Source organism: Wolbachia endosymbiont of Folsomia candida (genome assembly GCF_001931755.2).
Lineage (GTDB): Bacteria > Pseudomonadota > Alphaproteobacteria > Rickettsiales > Anaplasmataceae > Wolbachia.
The window spans coordinates 569,628-589,307 of the sequence record NZ_CP015510.2 but is presented as its reverse complement, the minus strand read 5'-3'; the positions used below and the strand labels follow the sequence as shown (position 1 = coordinate 589,307).

General features: G+C 34.1%; 17 protein-coding genes. 7 read left to right on the top strand and 10 right to left on the bottom strand.

Annotated elements, in window-relative coordinates; genetic code table 11:
• The first annotated feature begins 40 nt into the window (after positions 1-40).
• Positions 41-973, top strand: a complete 933-nt coding sequence (locus ASM33_RS02635) for an ankyrin repeat domain-containing protein (protein ID WP_110410475.1) — start codon at positions 41-43, stop codon at positions 971-973.
• Here ASM33_RS02635 and ASM33_RS02630 read toward each other — a convergent pair.
• The 6 genes from ASM33_RS02630 to ASM33_RS08795 form a co-directional block, all read right to left on the bottom strand.
• Positions 970-2,670: an ABC transporter ATP-binding protein gene (locus ASM33_RS02630; protein ID WP_237342953.1), complete on the bottom strand. Its 1,701-nt coding sequence runs from the start codon at positions 2,668-2,670 to the stop codon at positions 970-972. The two genes, ASM33_RS02635 and ASM33_RS02630, sit on opposite strands and share 4 nt — an antisense overlap.
• 156 nt (positions 2,671-2,826) lie before the next feature.
• A complete protein-coding gene (ubiA, locus tag ASM33_RS02625; protein ID WP_110410477.1) occupies positions 2,827-3,684 on the bottom strand; it encodes a 4-hydroxybenzoate octaprenyltransferase in 858 nt (285 codons plus the stop codon).
• 6 nt (positions 3,685-3,690) lie between these two features.
• Positions 3,691-4,122 (bottom strand): ribosome-binding factor A, encoded by a 432-nt coding sequence (locus ASM33_RS02620; RefSeq protein WP_110410478.1) that lies wholly within the window; start codon positions 4,120-4,122, stop codon positions 3,691-3,693.
• On the bottom strand, positions 4,122-6,434 hold the full coding sequence (gene infB, locus ASM33_RS02615) for a translation initiation factor IF-2 (protein ID WP_110410479.1): 2,313 nt from the start codon (positions 6,432-6,434) through the stop codon (positions 4,122-4,124). Before infB ends, ASM33_RS02620 begins: the two co-directional genes overlap by 1 nt.
• A 10-nt stretch (positions 6,435-6,444) precedes the next feature.
• Positions 6,445-8,034: a transcription termination factor NusA gene (gene nusA, locus ASM33_RS02610; protein WP_110410480.1), complete on the bottom strand. Its 1,590-nt coding sequence runs from the start codon at positions 8,032-8,034 to the stop codon at positions 6,445-6,447.
• 188 nt (positions 8,035-8,222) lie between these two features.
• A complete protein-coding gene (locus ASM33_RS08795) occupies positions 8,223-8,348 on the bottom strand; it encodes a hypothetical protein (protein WP_257791011.1) in 126 nt (41 codons plus the stop codon).
• A 77-nt stretch (positions 8,349-8,425) separates the two neighbouring features.
• On the opposite strand from ASM33_RS08795, the gene ASM33_RS02605 reads away from it, so the two are divergent.
• The 3 genes from ASM33_RS02605 to ASM33_RS08685 all read left to right on the top strand — a co-directional run bounded on the left by ASM33_RS02605 (position 8,426) and on the right by ASM33_RS08685 (position 10,240).
• Entirely contained in the window at positions 8,426-8,701 is a 276-nt protein-coding gene (locus ASM33_RS02605) for a hypothetical protein (RefSeq protein ID WP_110410481.1), read from the top strand.
• A 51-nt stretch (positions 8,702-8,752) separates the two neighbouring features.
• The gene (locus tag ASM33_RS02600; RefSeq protein ID WP_110410482.1) at positions 8,753-9,016 is read left to right on the top strand and encodes a hypothetical protein; all 264 of its coding nucleotides are present in this window, start codon (positions 8,753-8,755) and stop codon (positions 9,014-9,016) included.
• A 66-nt stretch (positions 9,017-9,082) separates the two neighbouring features.
• Positions 9,083-10,240 carry a radical SAM protein gene (locus ASM33_RS08685; protein WP_157956364.1) on the top strand — a complete coding sequence of 386 codons (1,158 nt, stop codon included), beginning with the start codon at positions 9,083-9,085 and terminating at the stop codon, positions 10,238-10,240.
• A gap of 38 nt (positions 10,241-10,278) precedes the next feature.
• Here the strand turns inward: ASM33_RS08685 and gltX are convergent, their stop codons facing one another.
• Positions 10,279-11,601 (bottom strand): glutamate--tRNA ligase, encoded by a 1,323-nt coding sequence (gene gltX / locus ASM33_RS02590; RefSeq protein ID WP_110410484.1) that lies wholly within the window; start codon positions 11,599-11,601, stop codon positions 10,279-10,281.
• Positions 11,602-11,850: 249 nt separating this feature from the next.
• Here gltX and ASM33_RS02585 point away from each other — a divergent pair, with 249 nt between their 5' ends.
• Positions 11,851-12,246, top strand: coding sequence for a hypothetical protein (locus tag ASM33_RS02585; RefSeq protein ID WP_110410485.1), 396 nt, complete (start codon positions 11,851-11,853; stop codon positions 12,244-12,246).
• A gap of 183 nt (positions 12,247-12,429) precedes the next feature.
• Here the strand turns inward: ASM33_RS02585 and ASM33_RS02580 are convergent, their stop codons facing one another.
• Together ASM33_RS02580 and ASM33_RS02575 are read right to left on the bottom strand one after the other, a co-directional pair.
• A complete protein-coding gene (locus ASM33_RS02580) occupies positions 12,430-13,305 on the bottom strand; it encodes a hypothetical protein (protein WP_110410486.1) in 876 nt (291 codons plus the stop codon).
• A 64-nt stretch (positions 13,306-13,369) separates the two neighbouring features.
• Positions 13,370-14,626 (bottom strand): IscS subfamily cysteine desulfurase, encoded by a 1,257-nt coding sequence (locus ASM33_RS02575; protein ID WP_110410487.1) that lies wholly within the window; start codon positions 14,624-14,626, stop codon positions 13,370-13,372.
• 355 nt (positions 14,627-14,981) lie between these two features.
• On the opposite strand from ASM33_RS02575, the gene ASM33_RS02570 reads away from it, so the two are divergent.
• Positions 14,982-17,765, top strand: coding sequence for an ankyrin repeat domain-containing protein (locus ASM33_RS02570; RefSeq protein ID WP_110410488.1), 2,784 nt, complete (start codon positions 14,982-14,984; stop codon positions 17,763-17,765).
• Between the two features lie 41 nt (positions 17,766-17,806).
• Here the strand turns inward: ASM33_RS02570 and ASM33_RS02565 are convergent, their stop codons facing one another.
• Complete coding sequence (locus ASM33_RS02565) at positions 17,807-18,805, bottom strand: ankyrin repeat domain-containing protein (protein ID WP_110410489.1); 999 nt, start codon at positions 18,803-18,805, stop codon at positions 17,807-17,809.
• 304 nt (positions 18,806-19,109) lie between these two features.
• Between ASM33_RS02565 and efp the strand changes: the two genes are divergently transcribed.
• Entirely contained in the window at positions 19,110-19,676 is a 567-nt protein-coding gene (efp, locus tag ASM33_RS02560) for an elongation factor P (RefSeq protein ID WP_110410490.1), read from the top strand.
• The last annotated feature ends 4 nt before the right edge of the window (positions 19,677-19,680 follow it).

The window sequence follows — 19,680 nt, the reverse complement described above, 5'->3', positions numbered from 1 at the left end:
TATTAAAATGGTATATTATATTTTAGAGGGTTATTAAGGAATGTTTGCAAGCAAATTACGCTCTGCTGCTCAGGGTGGGCAAATAAGAGTTATCAAACAACTTCTGTTAAAAAAAGGGGATAGTGTCAACATTTATATCGAGGGTAGTCCTCTATTAAGTTGGGCTGCTTCCAGTGGTAAAAAAGAGGCTGTAAAGTTATTAATAGAAAAAGGAGCTGATGTTAATCTTATAGATGAGAACGGATGTACCGCACTACATGAAGCTGCTATTAATGGTCATGTAGAGGTTGTAAATTTCCTAGCAGATAAGATTAATGTTAACACCAAAAACAAGGATGGCTTTGCTCCGTTACATATGGCAGCTCAAAGCGGTAAGCAAGAAGTTGTTGAAGCATTATTGAATAAAGGAGCTGAAATTAATCTGGCTGGAACAGGTGGCCATACACCGCTATATGTTGCTTCTCAAAATGGCAGTGAAGAGATTGTAAAATTACTGATAAGAAAAGGTGCAGATGTTGATGCTAAAACTCATGATGGTTTTAATCCACTGCTTATAGCATCTAAGAATGGTCATATAGGAGCTGTAAGGTCGCTGGTAAATTATGGAAAAGCCAATATTAATGTTGATTGTCCTTATGGCTCTCCTGTATCTATTGCTATTAAGCACGACAATGCGAAAGTTGTTGATTTTTTGTTAGATAATGGAGCTGGTGTTAAGTGTGAAGGCACTTCATGTATTATAAGCTATAAAGATAAAAATGGTAAAAGATATCTACGAACACTTGAAGACAGAGTAATTCAAGGACCTTGCGGCATAGCAGTTAATCCAGACGAGAATTTGACCCATGCTCTTGCAAACATGAACATGCATCCCATGAATGAAGCGCAAGAAGTGCCAGAACAGCAACCATCAACATCTTATTCGGTTAATTCAGTAGATCAAGTGGATAGTAAAAGCCTATTTAAAAATTAAAGAATATCTTTCTCTTTTGCATTCAAGGAATTTCTATAATGAGAGATTCCTTCACCTTCCTTTTTATCCGGTAAAAACCCACCAACTTGTGCATCCCATAATGTTTTATACATTCCATTTTTATCAAGAAGTTTTTGATGCGTGCCATCCTCCACAATTTTACCTTGATCAAACACTAAAATGCGGTCCATGTGTAAAAGTGTAGATAGGCGATGGGCAATTACTATTGTAGTTTTGTTTTGCATCAATTCCCATAAAGATTCCTGAATATTACTCTCTGTTATAGAATCAAGTTGTGATGTTGCTTCATCCAGAATCAAAATAGGTGCATTTTTTAAAATAGCTCTTGCAATTGCTATACGTTGGCGTTGTCCACCTGAAAGTTTCACGCCACGTTCACCAACAAGTGAATCATAGCCTTGTGGTAATTTTGAAATAAACTCATGAGCATGTGCGCGTTTAGCAGCCTCTATCACTTCATCATCGCTTGCATCTATTTTTCCATAGCGAATATTTTCGATCAGAGTCCTGTGAAAGAGTGATGGATCTTGTGGAATCATACCAATATTTTCACGCAAGTGATCTTGTTTTACATCGCGAATATCCTGATTATCAATTAAAATTCTTCCAGATGTCACATCATAAAGCCGAAGAATCAAATTAACAAATGTTGACTTGCCACCACCTGAATAACCAACAAGTCCAACCTTTTGACCAGGTTTAATTGTTACGGTTTTGTTTTGAAATATAGATTCAGTACCTTTGTATTGAAAATGAACTTTATCAAATTTGATTTCACCTTTTTGCACGATCAAAGGTTGAGCACCCAATTTATCTTGGATTTCAGGAATTACCAAAATTGCTTGTAAACCTTCAGTAATTTTTCCCCACAATCTGATAAATCTTGCAAGATTTTGTGTTAAATACCAAAGAACGCCGACTATGGTAGTGTTAATTCCCATTACAAGAGCAAAATCTCCTACAGTTATGGTGCCCTGCTGTCTACCTTTGATTAAAAAGTACAAATTAAACCCTTGGACAATTACGTATGAGAATCCATAAATACAAAAGATCACAAAATAAACCCAACCGATCTTCTGCTCTAATAAAGTGGCTTCTTTGCAAGTGGTGCTCAGAGATAACCTTTCAGTGTTATTCCTTGCAAATAATCTTACTGATAAAATATTAGAAAATATATCTACCATTTTACCTGTAATTATTGATCCATACTCTGAAAAAGCAGTTGAAAGGTGCACTAATCTTTTCAAAAAAGTAAGAGATGAAATTATAAATAGTGCGGCCCAAATGAGCATTGCAATGGCAAAGTTAGCATTTACTGTCCATAATATATAAATAGCAATGCTAAGTGATAAGAAATTATGAAGGAACACTTCTACTATAATTTTTATCATATCTGGAATGTTATCTACCAGATTATTTACCTTATTTCCAAGGCTGCCTGAAAAATTATTTTGATAATAATGATGACTTTTGCCAAGCAGCACCTCAAAACTTGAGTCATTAATTTTTTTATGGAGATTTGGAACCAGCGCAATCTCAACAAGATAATCATATAGCCTATGAATGCACACCATAAAAAACAATATCACAATATAAGACACAGCAGGGGTAGCCAAATGTTCAAACACATTTTCAGCAGGTGCTACAGCAATTCGATCTACAATAATTTTTATCATATAAGGAGTAAGAGAGTGGTCAATTGCCCAAGCTAGCGGGATAAAATACATGAGGATCACTTGCCATTTGAATGGACGCAGCATCTTCAGAATAAAGGATATGACTTGTTTTGTTGTAATGTCATTCATAACTATTTATTAACAACCAAGCACGTGTCAATTGGCTATTCTATCTAACAAGATGCCAAAAAAAAGTAGCAATCCAACATAGGAATTACTTTTGAATATTGACATACATTGAGCTGAATCATCAGGATTAAAATTTTTGTATTGGCGATGAAATATAAATCCTACAGCAAGTAAGGCAATATAAAAAATGTTATTTAGTGATGATAAGATACCAGCATATAGCCATACCATCATAGTCGTTAAATAAAATCTTTTTAACCAGGATTTTGTCGTATCACCAAAATATAATGCAGTTGATTTCATTCCAAGTTTTTCATCATCTTTTTTATCCTGGTGAGCGTATATAGTGTCGTAACTAATCGTCCAAAAAATGCATCCTGCATAAAATAGTACGGATTCTATAGTAATCTGGTTCTTTATCGCGGCTGAGCCCATTAGCGACCCCATATTGAAAGTGAACCCTAAAAACAACTGCGGCCACCAAACATAACGCTTTAATAAAGGGTAAATAGCTATCATACACATTGAAACTATTCCAAGTATAAGTGTAGTTTTATTAGTTAGTAATAAGATTATCAGAGCAATAGACAGTAATAATAAAAGCAAAATCAATGCTTGCTTTACATTTAGTGCACCACTTGCTAGTGGCCTAAATTTTGTTCGCTCAACGTGTGCATCTATTTCTTTATCAAAAATATCATTAATTATGCACCCAGAAGGTCTCATTAAAAATGCACCTATAGTAAATAAAATAATGTAAAAAAAAGTCTGCCACGATAAAGAAGTTGAAGCTAAAAGAATACCGCTTAAGCTAGGAAATAGCACAAGCCACAAACCTGTTAAGCTATGCATTCTCATCAATGAAAAGTAAGAATTCAGATGCATTGGTTCTTAATCATTATAATTATGCAGTATCTCATTCACATTAACAAAATTATCGAATCCTAGATCAGGTTTAAACACTAACTCAGGTATAAAACGCAAATCAACATAACGAATTATAGACTTACGTATTGACCATGCAGACTTGTTCATTTCGTTAACAATAGAGTTAATGTCGCAATCGTCCTCAGACACGTCTGATGCCATTCCAGCGCGTGATGCTGGAATCTGGATGTCAGTGTCAGCTACTTGAATAATAGGTTTATTCAATGAGGATAGGACTATATAGACATCTGCTTTGGTTAGATCTTTACTTAACTTTACGTCAGATACCATTACGTTTTTATTAAAAACCTTACCTTCCATCAAGATTTTAGATATTGCCCTATGTAACACTGACGCTATCTTTAGACTTCTAATTTCTTTTCTCGTATTCTCCACTAGAGTACCCTTTCCTCTTGTACTAATTGATAAGCTTCTAAGATATCACCAACTTTAACATCTACATTACCTTCTAGTGATACTCCGCATTCAAAGTTTAGACCTACTTCTTTAACGTCATCTTTAAATCTACGTAATGCCTTTAATTTTCCTTCATATATCAATTTATCACTGCGCATCACCTTGATCAAAGAGTCTTTTTTGATAACCCCATCGCTTACATAACATCCAATAATATTGCCGGCTTTAGATACATTAAATATTTGCCTTACAGATACGGAACCAACACGAACTTCTCGTGTAACAGGCTTTAACATTTTAGTTAAATACATCTTCATATCATCGATAAGTTCATATATTATATTGTAAGTATGTATTTCTACACCTTTCTGTTTTGCTAAATCCCTTATTTTTGAATCTACTTTTACATTAAAAGCCAAAATTACTGCACCAGATGCTTCTGCAAGGAGCACATCAGAATCTGTTATTCCTCCCACAGCTTTGTGTAGAATATTTAATTTCACTTGGTCTTTACCGAGTTTATCAATTGAACTTGATATTGCTTCAATAGATCCGGTTACGTCACACTTTAAAACTACAGATAACTCTTCTATTTCACTGTTATTACGGCTGAATATATCTAAATCATCCTCGTCTAAGCTTTCTTCTTTTTTCTTAATTAACTCTAATCTGTGTTCAATAATTTCACGTGCCTGCTTTTCAGAACTTACAACAACAAATTTATCACCAGCGTTTGGTGCACCATTTAAACCAGTCACTTCAATTGGAGTGGATGGCAGAGCAATCTTTTCTCTTTGACCAAGATGATTGACCATGTTACGCACTTTACCATATGTTGTGCCGATTACCAACATATCACCGATTTTTAAGGTTCCTTCTTCAACTATCAATGTAGCTGATATCCCTTTTGTTTTATCTATTTTAGACTCTATCACCCATCCAAGTGCACGACAATCTTCCACTGCTTCTAGCTCCAAGAATTCAGCGACTAACAAAATCGTTTCTTCTAGCTTATCTAAGTTGATTCTCTTTTTTGCCGATACTGGTACAACCATTACATCACCACCGAGCTCTTCAGGTATTAGGTCATATTGAGGTAAGCTACCCATTACTTTCTCTACATCACCAGGTTCAGATTTATCAATTTTATTAATAGCAACTATAATAGAGACATTTGCTGCCTTTGCATGGTTTATTGCTTCAACTGTTTGTTTCATTATTCCATCATCGGCTGCAACTACTATCACAACTATATTAGTTATGTTAGCACCACATGCACGCATCGCAGTAAACGCTTCATGTCCTGGTGTATCAATAAACGTGATTTTTTGCTTATCTTTTGTCATTATTTGATAAGCACCTATATGCTGAGTTATTCCACCTGATTCTCTTTCTGCAACATTAGATTCACGAAATGCATCAAGCAATGAAGTTTTACCATGATCTACGTGGCCCATAAAAGTGACAACTGGTGGTTTAAGTTTTTTAGGTAAATTTTCCCGGCCTTCTATGAAAAATAAATCCTTTTCTTTATCAGAATCACTCACTCGCTTGACTGTATGATTGAACTTTTTTACTATTTCGGATGCTATATCTGGATCCACTAAATCGCCTACTCTGTAACTTTCACCAACTTCTTCTTTTAACATCTTTAATACACTTTTGCTATCTTCTGCCATGCGAATAGATAATTCCCTAATTGTAATTTCATCCGGTACAACAACTTCTCTTGATATATTCTTACCTTTAGTAAATTTTGATTTCCTATTCCTTATTCCAAATCTTTGCCTAAACACAGTAGGCTGCTCAGCTTTTTCATCTATTGCCTGCGCAATTACGAGCTTTGAATGTTTAGAATATGTATCCTTACTAACTTTTAAAGATTTTTTCTTACTCTCTTCCTCATCTTCTTTTTGTTTAATTAAATCAGGATCTTTTAAAACTTCCTTGCCGGCTTCCTCAAGAACAGTACCTGAATCACTACTCTGGTCTTCATCATTATCATCTTTTTCTACTACTATTTCCTCTTCTACTTTACTACTTTTTTCTTTAAGTAAAGCAGCATTCTGTACAGCATGAATCCGGGAAATTTGTTCTTTCTCTGTCAAAGAACCTAATTTGCTACTATCAAAAAAATCATGCTCCTCAGAATCATTGGGCTTCTTTCTTCTTTTTTTTACTATTGTTGCCCCAGCATTTGAGTTGGCTGAAGCGCTTAAATCCAAACCTAACTTAAACTTACTCAAGCCCTGCAGTGTTAATTTTTTACCGCTAATATCTTCATTGTCCATATAATTTCAACTATATTATTCCAAGCTTTTTACGCGCTTCCATGATTATTGAGTTTGCTGTATCTTTTAAATTTTCTTTACTGTCAGATGAAGAAGAAATTATGCTACAAAACTCATGACTTGATAAATCAGCTACATCTTCTAAAGTTTTAACACCATATTTACTAAGAGCTATTTTATTATCTGTGGATAAAGGTAGATTTATTACATAATCTTCCATACCCAAGTTTCTTAGCTCTTCGATTTTCCTATCGTTTTCTTCCTTCAGATACTTATTCGCTCTATTACGCAACTCATTTGCAATATCTTCATTAAAACCTTCTATCGAAGCAAGCTCTTTAATTGAAACATTAGCTATATCTTCCACAGTTGAAAAGCCTTCTGTAACCAGCAGTTGGCCCATGATCTCTTCTAAATTTAAAGCTTCAGCAAATAAAGCAGAACATTGAGTAAGTTCTTTGCCTCGCCTTTCTGATTCTTGCTGAGTACTTAATATCTCAATTTTCCATCCAACAAGTTGTGAAGCTAACCTTACATTCTGACCTTTTTTTCCTATAGCTAAGCTCAGTTGATCCTCAGCAACTATTAATTCTATACACTTTTCGTCTTCATCAATAATAACTTTTGATACCTCTGCAGGAGTAATGGATTTTATGACGAACTGGCCCAAATCTGCAGAATAATTTATAACATCAATTTTTTCACCATTTAATTCGTGTATGATAGTTTTTATTCTATCACCTTTAATTCCAACACAAGCACCAACTGGGTCAATATTTCTATCAGGGGAAAAAACTGCAACTTTAGACCTCGAACCAGCATCTCTAGCTATACCTTTAATTATCACTAATTCATCCGCAATTTCTGGTACTTCTTGCTTTAATAATGCTTCTAAAAAGCCTTCGTGAGTTCTAGACATAATAATCTGACGTCCATCGTCAGAGCGCTTAACACTTTGTATATAAGCTTTGACCTTATCGCCTTCACGGAACAACTCACTACCAATTAAATTACGCAGCGGAAGATATGCCCTAGTGCCATTTATGTCTATAATCAAATCTATATATTCTACTTGTTTTACAATACCATATCTTACTTCTCCCACTTTATCTTTAAATTCTTCATATTGCTTTTTTGACTCTTCGTCTTTCATTATTTGAGCAATCTTTTGCTGGGCAATCCTTGCTGAAGCAAGATCAGTGTTAAGAGAAAGTGGCTCATGAATAATATCACCAACTTTTATATCATCTTTTGTTATTAATCGAGCTTGCGAAAGTGTGATTAATTCACATTTGGCATCACTTGAATTTCTTCTTTCATCTGAATAATTTTCATCTGACTCATCATCAATAACTTCTAACTTTCTGTATGCAATAATCTTACCTGTATTCCTATCGATATTCACTATAATTTTACTTCTGTTACCATATTTTTGATGAGCTACGGCTTCTATAGAACTCTCTAATGCTTTTATTACCACTTCAAAATCTAGACCTTTTTGCTCTGAAAGCTCCCTTGCTGTAATTATTATACCAGGGCTTCCAACCATATTATTCTTGTTACTTTTTTGCTTAACACTGCTTTTGCGATTAGCAATCATATAAATAAATCCAATGTAATTAGTATACAACTATAGCTTCAACAAGCGAAGAACGCTATCTTAAATATTAAGTAATTGCTAATTTAAGTCAAGTTTTTTCATGTCCTGGCATGGCAACGGTGCAGTATAAAACAAGATTACACTCTAGAACTGTATATCTAGGTTTGCTGTATGCTTAACTTTATTCCTTACTTTTCTTCAAGCCTGCTCATGATACTTTCTTTCCGAATATCGATGCTCTCTCTAATAGCTTTTACCCATGCAGACAATGTGTTTTCATTAACCGTCTTACCAACTAAAATAAATATATACATATCACTTTTTTGCTTGACAAGCACTATGGTGAGCGTAAATTCATACTAATTTATTATGAAAAATTAGAGGGGCAATAATGCTAAATAAAAAGGAGGCAGAGGTAAGTTTATTATTAGAACGTCTTAGTGCTAGTACTGGTCAATTTAGTGGCAATCTCCTTCTTAAAGGGATAGACAGATTTTCAGGCGATTCTGATAGTACAAACGACCATACTAATCATTGCAGTCATAGCAGGAGTGGTGGAATGCATGTGAATGTATGCTTTGATGACAATCCAATAGGGGATTTGATTAAAAGTGATAACCAGGATAATTTGCTTGGAATTGAAAGGAACAGAGAAACATCAAAGTAATTTTCAGGTAAGTTGTTGTTAATTTTTTTATGCAAAGTTGTGGAGGCAGTTATGGTGAATATTAAAGAAAAACAAGTAGATTCGTTACTAAAAAGTTTTGGCGCTATTACAGATGAGGTTAAGAGCAGTCTCATACTTGAAAGCATAGAGAGAATTTCAAGTGATCCTCGTAGTAGAAATAACCACACTTCACATGATAATCACTGTCAATTTGATAGGGATGGTGGAGGACATATTAATGTGTGCTGGGCAGATAAGATAACGGAAGAATTGATCAAAGACACCAGCGGAAAAGATAAAGGAGAATCTAGATAATTTTTGCAATAGAAGTAATCACTTTAAGCGTGATGGTTATTGTTAATTTTAATGTGAGGTATACTAGTGAAGGCTGGAGTAATACTTAAAACTGTAGAAAGATGCAATATTAATTGCACCTATTGTTATTACTTTAATAAAGCTGATCAATCGTGGCGCAATCGAAAGCCTCAGATCTCAATGGAGATGGTTGATCGATTTAATGATTTTATCTCTCAAGGGGTGAATGACCTAGGCGTTACAGATTTGCTTGTTGAATTTCATGGGGGAGAGCCATTACTTCAAAAGAAGCATCATTTTATTCAAATGTGCCAAAAAATTCAAACTACAGCCAAGCAGTTAAACTTGAATAGTATTAAGTTTGCTCTACAAACAAACGGAATGTTAATTGATATAGAGTGGATAAAAATTTTCAAGGAATATGATGTTGGAATAGGCATTAGTTTAGACGGAACAAAGGCTTTGAATGATGTTTATAGATTAGATAAAAAAGGGCGTAGTACTTATGAAAGCGTAGTAACCAAAATTAGATTGTGTCAAGAAAATGAATATCCATTCGGATTGTTATCTGTTATCAATCCTGAGGCTAATGGTGCTGATGTTTATAATCATTTCACCAAAGAATTAAAATTGAGACATTTTGATCTTTTGCTACCCGATGCTAATTATGGCTCTCTTCCTATTTATCCACCTGAAAAGTATGGTAAATTCATGGTTGAGGTGTTTGATGAATGGATAAAAGAGAATTCAGATAACCCAAAGGTATTCATCCGGTATTGTCTTAATGCCTTAGAACTATTTTATGGTAATTATTCAAGAGTTGAGGGATTTGGCAAGAGAAGTCCCTTCGTGCTGCCATTAATATGCGTTTCCAATAATGGAGATCTTGGTCCATTAGATGATTTGAGAACATGTGTTCCCCATAAATTTATTGAATATAATATCAGTAATACTAGTTGGGCCGAGTTTTTATCAGATAAATTTTTCAGTAATTTTTTGGCTGATATGGAAAATAGACCTGATGAATGCAAGCAATGCTGTTATGAAAATGTTTGTGGCGGGGGAACCTACGGTCATAGGTTCAACCCTTCTAGCGCAAGTTTTAATAATCCTTCAGTATATTGTGAAGGTTTAAAGATTTTTTGGCAAAGAATTGTACAATTTCTTTTAATGCACGGATTTTCTAAAGAAAAAATGAAACAAGTATTGTTGGTCAATCAATGATTTTGATCTCAACTATTTTTTAATTCAATGAACTATTTTTACTTTCCTTTAAGCCTGCTCATGATGCTTTCTTTGCCGATAAAAATTAATAATTTAGCAAGCTCTGGTCCAGTTTCCCTGCCAGTTAACGCTAAACGCAACTGCATAAATAGGTCTTTTGCCTTTATATCCACACTCTCTCTAATAGCTTTTACCCAAGCAGACAATGTGTTTTCATCGCAGTTTCCTTCAGGTAACGCGCTCAGTGCAATTTGTACAAGCTCTTTATTCAGAATCACAGGTTCTATACTAGATTTGCATATTTGCCACCACTCAGCCACTTCAGAAAATTTTTCTATGTTATTCCTTATAAAATACCAAAATTCTGAAGAATCCACCCCAATTTGAGCTAAGCGTTTTTTCACCATTTCAAATGACATCTGCTGTAGGATTTTGTTATTTAGCTTATGCACTTCACTCAAGTTAAATTGTGTAGACGCTGAACTAAATTTTTTAATATCAAATGAATCAATCAAAGATTGCATGTTAATATGAGCTTCAATCGAATCTGACGTTCCAAGTTTCACTAAATAACTACTCAGCGCCATTGGCTCAATTTCATCTTCCTTTATGGATTTGATATCCAGCCCGCCAACTCGCTTAGATATCTTATTATCATCGAAATGCAGAAGGGAAAGGTGAGCAAATATAGGAATTTTCACTTTCAATGCTTGCAGCATTTGGATCTGCACAGCGGTGTTAGTTACGTGATCCTCTCCACGCACGACATGTGTTACGTTAAAGTCAATATCATCAACTACAGAAGGCAACATATACGTGTAATTTCCATCTTCCCGTTTTACTACTGGGTCACTAATGCTACTGGTTGAGATACTTATTTCACCTTTAACTTCATCATTCCATTTTACAACTTCATTTCCGTTTAATTTAAATCTAAAATGCGGCCTTCGCCCCTCTTGCTCATGATGAACTTTCTCTTGATCAGTTAAAAGCAATGCTCCCCTATCATAGACCGGAGGCAATCCTTGCTTTAACTGCAATTTTCGTTTTATGTCTAACTCTTCTCTTGTTTCATAGCACGCATAAACATGCTCTTCTTTTATCAACTGCAAAAATACTTCATGATAACGCTGGAAGCGCTCTGATTGCTTAAAACTTGAATCCCAATCTATACCAATCCATTCAAGATCTTGTATTATACTATCTATGTACTTAATATCCGAACGCTCAAGATCGGTGTCATCCAAACGCAGCAAAAACTTTCCATTTTGATTGCGTGCATAAAGCCAACAAACTAAAGCTGTACGGACATTTCCAACGTGGAGATAGCCAGTTGGGCTTGGAGCAAATCTTGTTAACATTTAACTTATAAAATAATAGCTCATTACTATATTTACTCTAATTTATTTTAATTTTATACAAATATATTATAGTTTTCTTAATTTTAGCCTATGCTACTCAATTATACAAACCTCAAGTTAAAAATTATTCAAAATCAAGATTTGTGAAGCAAGTTACGGACATTATAACCTTAATATCTTAATATTATTAATAATAATTTTAAGATTATCATGTATAATTTAAATAGTTTTTATATTAAGGTGAAAAGTATGGTAAAACAATTAGAATTAAAAAATGTCAGGAGTTACGATGTCGACTTTAGTGGAGGAGATAACCAGTCTTATAGTATAATAAACGGTTCAGAGTATGGATATACTCGGTTACAGCTAGATAATTTGAAGTACGTATATCCTGCTGATATGTTTGATCCGAATAATCCACATAGATTTGATTGCAAATTTAGCTTTGTTACCATAGATCAAGACAATAAGTTTGTTACTAGCAAGGAGCTTTTTAACATTAAAGGTTTGGATCTTGATGGGAAAGTTGAATGTGACATAATGAATCGTACTTTTACTGTACCGCTAGATGAAAGTAAGGAAATAGGTTATGCTGACTGTTTAAATTATTTTATGAATAATAATTTAAATCTACTTATTCAATAATGTTACTAATGGGCTTAGAAGTTGCTTTTTAAGCCCCAAATCTATCCATGTTCTTACTTTAATATCAATACTCTAACTGCAGGCAATCTCTGTTCCATACAAACGCTATATTTTTGTCAGATAGCTTTTTTGCAAGGTTCTTTACTTATATCAGAAGCGGTTAGGTATCAATCGGGAGAGCTTTTAGCTTCCTGCGGTAATTTCCGAACCAAGCTCTTGATTAGCATCAGTTTCAAGCATTTTAGTCCTTGGCTGATTGGATGTGTATACACTACGACCAATTACTGCTGATATCGGTACCACCGCAACTGCAATTATCAATGAATTAAAGATAGCAGCTAATATAAAGCTAGCTAATGCTATAACAAGACATGCACTCATACCTTTCTCTTCAGCTTTTTGGTTCTGCTGAAGCTTATTGATTATTGCATCATTACTCTGCTCCTTATTACTATCAGATAACTCTTTTGCAAGTTCCTTTCTTATACCAGAGGCAATTAGAACATCCTCTAAAATTCCATTCTCCCTAGCTGAGTTTAAAATTATTTCAATAAATTCCTTCGCTTTTTTAAAATCCTCATCTTTTGTATAATCCCAAAAATCTTTATCATCATATAGGGAAGAGTGAACAACTTCTTCAACGTCATTCGTTACTTTTTTATCTTCCTCACTTTCACTTCGGTAATCACTGCATTTATTATAATGGTAAATACATAGCTCAAGTGGTGTACGTTGATAAACAATATGTGGAACTTGAGTAGTGAAAGCCTTTTTGAAAATCTCAGAAAAATATCTTCTCTTCATACTTAAAACCATTTTGTCATCAATAAGTTCCATAGTAGGATTTTGTTCTGAAATTTCTTCCTTCGTAATTTCTAAAGCTTCTTCATCAATCAATTCTGAAGCTGCTTTATCAATAGATTTTGAAATCACTTTATCAATACGTTCTGAAATTTGTTTATTCACAACTTCTAAAATTACTTCTAAAACCCCTATGTTTTTAGTGTTAATAGCAAAATGTACGTGTAAACTTAGCTTTTTGCTTATTCTGGATTTCATATTTTAAATTATTAGCTAATTAATATAAATATTACATATTTTAACAAAAGAGTCAACTATTTAATTAATGAGCGTCCCACTTAACAGTGTTCAAATCTATACCTTCCTCAACCATTTCCAGAAGTGGGCTCATCTCTCTCAACCGGCCAATATTTTTCGTGATAAGGTTAGCCGCATATAAAACCTCTTCTTTAGTTGTAAATCGGCCAAGTCCAAACCTGATTGATGAATGTTCAAGGTCATGACCATTATTTAGTGATCTTATAACATAAGAAGGCTCGAGAGATGCCGATGTGCATGCGGAACCAGAGCTTACTGCTAAATCTTTGATTGCCATAATAATCGATTCACCTTCAACGTAAGGAAAGCTTAAATTCAAATTACCAGGAATTCTATTTTCATAATCACCATTTAAAACTACATCAGGAAACGCTTCTTTTATTTTTTTGTACAGAATATCTCTCAACTCTTCCACTCTGGTTGCTTCTTCTCCCATTTCTTCCTTTGCAATTCGTGCTGCTTCACCAAATCCAACTGCAAGCGGTGTTGGAACTGTACCAGAACGCATCCCTCTTTCTTGCCCTCCCCCACTAATTAATGGAGTTAATCTAACACGAGGATTTTTTCTGCGAACATATAAAGCGCCTATTCCCATAGGTCCATAAATTTTGTGACTGGAAAGGCTCATCAAATCAATATTCATTTCGTTTACATCGATTGGAACTTTTCCAAAGCTTTGAGCTGCATCAGTGTGAAAAAATATATTATGTTTTCTGCATATTTCTCCAATTTCTTTTACAGGCTGAATAACTCCAATTTCATTATTTACCATCATAACTGAAATCAAAATGGTCTTATCTGTAATTGCATCCTCAAGTTTTGACAAATCTATCATCCCGTTTTGCTTAACAGGTAAATATGTAACTTTAAACCCTTCATTTTCCAGATGCCTACAAGAGTCCAGAACACACTTATGTTCCGTACAAACAGTGATTATATGATCACCTTTATTTTTATAAAAATGAGCAACTCCCTTAATCGCCATATTATTTGATTCAGTTGCACCTGAAGTAAATATTATTTCTTTACTATCTGCATTTATCAAATCAGCAATATACTTCCTTGCTTTTTCCACTGCTTCCTCAGCAGTCCAACCAAATGAATGGCTACGAGAGTGTGCATTACTGAATTCCCCGAAGTAAGGAATCATCATCTCTAAAGCACGAGGATCTACTTTAGTAGTTGACTGATAATCAAAAAATATTGGTAGCTTTACATTATATTCTTTAGCGTTATGCATTTTTTCATTTTTAATATTCATAAAGCTACCATATAGACAAAATTTATACCAATTAATAACATAAAACTTAACTTTTTCAAGGGTTTTAATTGATATCAACGTCCAAAATTTATGTATAGCTTCTATCGGGTTTATTTATTGTTTTATACGCAGCCATAGCTGCAAGTGAGTTTAATTTAGTGTCAGGCTTGTCAATTTAAACATTCTACCTGCTTTGTTGTTGCTTATATTGCAAGCAACACAAAAGAAGTTTTAATTTTACCAGAAGAGCATGCAGAACCGAAGTAAATTTTATTTAACTTATATAATAATTTTTCTATACCTTTTTAGTAAATTACTGTAATTAATATATTATGTAAATAATAGTGATAAAATTATGGTAAAAGAATGTAAATCTCAAAACAACAATAACTATGGATCGCTTAAAGGGTATAATTCTGGCATAAGCACAATATCAGAGAGCAGTACTTCAACACACAAAGAAGCTATTAGGTATAATAAATCAAAGGAAGAAACTGCGATTGAAATAGAAGCAAACAATAACCTTAAAGAAAAAATTGATCCTGCTGTGAGTGAACAGGAGTTAAGGCACTATTACAGAGCGCTCAAAATTGATGGTTATGGTAATAATGCAAGCCTAAACCAATGGATACATTTCTTTAGTTATGAAAAAAGCATGACGCTTTTGCACTTGGCTGCGCAGGATGGTGATATAGCCGCTATCAAAAATTTGATAAAAAGGGGTGTAAATTTTACAAAAGATGTTGACGGAAAAACGCCTTTGCATTACGCAGCTATTGCTGGAAAGAAAGAAGCACTTGAAACTATTATCAAGGAGATAAGGTACGATAGAAGCGAAATTAATAGACAAGATAAGCACGGTAATACTCCACTACATTGGACATCTAATGTTGATTGTGTGCAGTCTCTTGTAACACATGGAGCAAGAGTTATAAGAAACAACCAAGGTCATACGCAATTACATACTTTTGCTATGAAAGGTTTAAAAGAATGTGTTGAACACTTGATATATAACTTAAATAGCATTCGCAACCTTGATGCTAGGGACAATAAACACTGTGCATTACTACATTATGCTGCCAAATCTGGTGTTGGTATACACTTTATAAAATATCTACATCAAAGGGGTTTAACATTTGTAGATGATGGTGAATTAATTGCAGATAAAAGTGGTAAAAGCCTGCTGTTCTATGCTGCAATGAGTGGAAGTTGTCAATATTTTATAGACTTTTACACTTCATTAATTACGATACCAGGGTTTAATTCAGAATTTGAAATTGGAAGAAAAGACGAAGATGGTGCAACAATATTACACCATACTGCACAATCCGATGAAGAAGGTTTATTAAAATTCATAATAGAACAGGGAGTTAAAAAAAGAAATCCGGTTCATTTAAATGATGGTAATAGCTCAATTATCAAAGACGTAAAGGGACGCTCTTTATTGCATTATGCTGCTCAAAGCAAAACGGGCAATTGTCTTCAATTTCTTATAAAGCAATTGGAAAGAGATAGAGCAAAATATCCAATTGATCTAAGGCAAGAAATAAATATGCAAGATGAAGATGGTAATACACCTCTACATTATGCTGCTAAAGAAGGAAATTGGGAGTGCGTTCAATTATTGTGCAAAAGAGGAGCGAATATTTATTCTATTGATAACAATGGAATGAACCCATTACATATTGCCTCTATCTATGGACACGTATCTTGCGCTGAATTACTTCTTTCTCATAACAAAAATAAACAAGATTACATTAATGGTAAAACTATGAGTGGCGAAACGCCATTGCTTTTAGCCATTAGTGAAAACCATGAAGACTGTGCTAGATTATTAAAAAATACAGGGGCAAATATCTATGCTTGCAATAATGCAGGGGCTACTATGTTACACTATGCTGCTCGCGGAGGCATAGAGTGTCTTGAATTTGCCATAGAAGCAATGAAAAACTTTGATCGGATATATAATATCAACGCGTGCGATGAATATGGAAGAACACCATTACACTTTACAAGAAATAAAGAATGCTTTGATTCTCTTGTACAAAATGGTGCAAATTTTGTTGATCAAGGGAAGCTTGTGCGTGATCACTATAGTAAAACCATATTACATTATGTTGCTGCAAGTGGAGATATAAGCTTTATGGAATTCCTTTTAAGAGAATTGGAAAAACAGAAAGTCAATATCAACAAACAAATCAATCATCAAGATGACAGTGGCAGGATGCCATTATACTACGCAGTTAATCAAGAAAGATTAGGGATGATAAAACTGCTTTTAAGTATCAATGCTCAACTTGCTGCTGAAGAGATAAACGGTTGTGTTGAGGATAGGACATACAAATTACTAATGTACAATGTATCAAATAAAGACAAAATTCTTCATGCTAAAGATGAGTATGGCAGGACAATTTATGATTATATTTTAGAAAGCGATGATGCAGCCATACTAGAGTCATTCTTAGAATTCTCCACTAGGATGAAAAAATTGAAGGAAAAGTTTCACGATAAACTTGACAATCAATTTATGAGGAAATTTGCTTACTTTAGTTCCCTTTCTGGGTTGATTATGTCTTTGTTTAGCATCAGATATTTTGTGCGCGTAGACTATCATGGAAGACGTGAGCTCTCTGATTTTGTTCTTTCTGTTCAGATTCTTCTTTCTGTTCTTACGACTCTCGTAGTCTTTTGCCCTGCAGCTAAAAAAAATAACCTAGCAAAGATAATGAATGAATATGAAGAAGAAAGAAAAAAAATTAGCATTAAGCTTAATGAAATTGAACAAGAAAAATCTAATTATACTCAAGATATAGAAGAAAAATTACAACAATACGTTGAAGCAGCAGTAGGAGAAGGCAGCGCACCTGGCAGTCAAAAACAATGCCTTGATGATTTAAAAAAAGAAAATGAAGCTTCTTTAATTGCAAAAAAAATATTTTCAAATCTATTTGCAAATTTAATTACCAAGAGTAACAGGCCAGAACCAACAGAATCATGGATAAGGGCACAAAAAAGATGGAAAGATGCTGTCAATAAGATCATCATTGATGATGGGCAAAACAAAAAAGATGACATAGAGAAAATTAACGATACAGATATGCAAAATGAAAAGGAATATTATGAAATAACTAGATTATAAATGTGTGATTTTTCAACCACACATTTGATAAGAATTTTTATTTACAGTGATAGTTGTCCAAAACTTTCTATTAGTTGTATCTCTTCCATACGAGCTTGCTTAGAAGGAGTTGTTTCTGCAACTTTTTCACTATTCTTTCTTTTTAATGCTTCTTCCAAACGGACTCGTTTGAAAGTACCATCATCTTCTGTTACCTCACTAATAGTCCTTTTTGGTTGAGTTGCTGTTTGTGGTTTTTCCAAACAAATTCGCTTTGTGTCTTCTGCAACTTCTCCACTATTTTTCCTTTTTAGTTGAGCTACTTTTCGTGGTTTTTCTAGTGACGTAACTATTTCTTGTTCGCCATTTTCTTTAGCATAGTCTAATGCTGTTTCACCATTTTGATCTTTAATACCAGCGTCTGCTCCAGCATTAAGTAGCATTTCTACCACATCTGCGTTTGCAGCAGCATGGAGTGGTGTTGTATTCTCTGGACATACAGCATTAATATCAGGATTACGTGCTATAAGTTCTGCGACTATTTCCAAATTCCCATGCAAAGCTGCAAAGTACAAAGGTGTATAACCAGGTTGACTATCATCTGGTGGAGGAAGCATTACTTCGTACGAGATCTTAGCGTTAATATTGGCTTTATTATTAAGAAGAAATTTTACAGCATCTACATGTTGACGCATAATAGCAAGATGAAGAGGTGTTTGTCTGGGAACTTCTGTTGTCCTACAATCTATTAGCTCAGTGCAGTTTTCAAGTAATACTTGCATAACTTGTGTATTACCATTTAGAGTTGCATTATGAAAACAGTTGTAACCTTCACGGTTTTTAAATTTTATGTCAGCACCATTTTTAATGAGAAATTTCACAACATCCAGATGACCACGCTCCGCTGCCAAATTAAGTGAAGTGTTTCCCTTGTCATCCTTAGCATTGACATCAGCACCTAGCTCCACAGATTCTTTCACTTGACCAAGATTTCCTGCCTCTGCAGCAGCAAGTAGTTCTTTATTTTTTTCTTCTTGTGATATTATATGTTCAGTTGGCATAATTAAATCTCCATAATTAGTAAATATATTAACAAGTATACGTACTAATGGTTGAATTTGCAAGCACTTTCTTTAAGATTTTAATTTTAGTATAGAATATATTAATATATCTAGGGATTTACTAGATCCATGTATCTTCTACTCGAATGACATCATCTTATCTATTTTAGCTATATCAAGCTTCAAAGGTAAAATTGCCATCAGAAATCAAGTTTTGAAAGAAGCCTGTTGTATAAATTGCTTTGCATATTTACTTAACCTATTATAATGTGTGTAATAACCAAGTCAGATTGAAAGTATAACTATGGCAGAAAGAGCTAATGATATTAGACCAGGTCAAGTGCTAGAGCATAATGGCGGACTATTTTTAGTTGTGAGTATTATGCACACTCAGCCGGGTAAAGGTGGTGCGTACATACAAGCCGAAATGAAAAACATCAAAACCGGAACAAAATATTATGAGAGATTTCGCTCTGATGCAACAATAAGAAGAGCAATTTTAGATGATGAAGAATACGTTTATCTTTTTACTGAAGGGAATATTGTAAACCTCATGCATCCTAAAAGCTACGAGCAAATCACTATAAATTTAGACCTATTGGGAGAAAAAAAGGTTTATTTACAGGATAACATGAAAATTAAAGTGGTGTCTTACCAAGACAAAATGATTTCTGCACATGTGCCTGATTATGTAACATTTGCTATAAAAGAAACGGAATCTGTAATTAAAGGACAAACTGCTACTGCTTCTTATAAGCCTGCAATTCTGGAAAACGGAATGCGTGTTAGTGTTCCTCAATTTATCAAGGAAGAGGATAAAATTGTAGTATATACTCCAGATGACAGCTATTATGAAAGGGTGAAAGAATAAAAGG

Excerpts from the sequence above, each read along its gene's own strand:
- ASM33_RS02635 (WP_110410475.1), top strand. The coding sequence starts at position 41 with ATGTTTGCAAGCAAATTACGCTCTGCTGCTCAGGGTGGGCAAATAAGA.
- ASM33_RS02630 (WP_237342953.1), bottom strand. The coding sequence starts at position 2,670 with ATGATAAAAATTATTGTAGATCGAATTGCTGTAGCACCTGCTGAAAAT.
- ubiA (WP_110410477.1), bottom strand. The coding sequence starts at position 3,684 with ATGCATCTGAATTCTTACTTTTCATTGATGAGAATGCATAGCTTAACA.
- infB (WP_110410479.1), bottom strand. The coding sequence starts at position 6,434 with ATGGACAATGAAGATATTAGCGGTAAAAAATTAACACTGCAGGGCTTG.
- nusA (WP_110410480.1), bottom strand. The coding sequence starts at position 8,034 with ATGATTGCTAATCGCAAAAGCAGTGTTAAGCAAAAAAGTAACAAGAAT.
- ASM33_RS08795 (WP_257791011.1), bottom strand. The coding sequence starts at position 8,348 with ATGTATATATTTATTTTAGTTGGTAAGACGGTTAATGAAAACACATTG.
- ASM33_RS02605 (WP_110410481.1), top strand. The coding sequence starts at position 8,426 with ATGCTAAATAAAAAGGAGGCAGAGGTAAGTTTATTATTAGAACGTCTT.
- ASM33_RS02600 (WP_110410482.1), top strand. The coding sequence starts at position 8,753 with ATGGTGAATATTAAAGAAAAACAAGTAGATTCGTTACTAAAAAGTTTT.
- gltX (WP_110410484.1), bottom strand. The coding sequence starts at position 11,601 with ATGTTAACAAGATTTGCTCCAAGCCCAACTGGCTATCTCCACGTTGGA.
- ASM33_RS02585 (WP_110410485.1), top strand. The coding sequence starts at position 11,851 with ATGGTAAAACAATTAGAATTAAAAAATGTCAGGAGTTACGATGTCGAC.
- ASM33_RS02580 (WP_110410486.1), bottom strand. The coding sequence starts at position 13,305 with ATGAAATCCAGAATAAGCAAAAAGCTAAGTTTACACGTACATTTTGCT.
- ASM33_RS02575 (WP_110410487.1), bottom strand. The coding sequence starts at position 14,626 with ATGAATATTAAAAATGAAAAAATGCATAACGCTAAAGAATATAATGTA.
- ASM33_RS02570 (WP_110410488.1), top strand. The coding sequence starts at position 14,982 with ATGGTAAAAGAATGTAAATCTCAAAACAACAATAACTATGGATCGCTT.
- ASM33_RS02565 (WP_110410489.1), bottom strand. The coding sequence starts at position 18,805 with ATGCCAACTGAACATATAATATCACAAGAAGAAAAAAATAAAGAACTA.
- efp (WP_110410490.1), top strand. The coding sequence starts at position 19,110 with ATGGCAGAAAGAGCTAATGATATTAGACCAGGTCAAGTGCTAGAGCAT.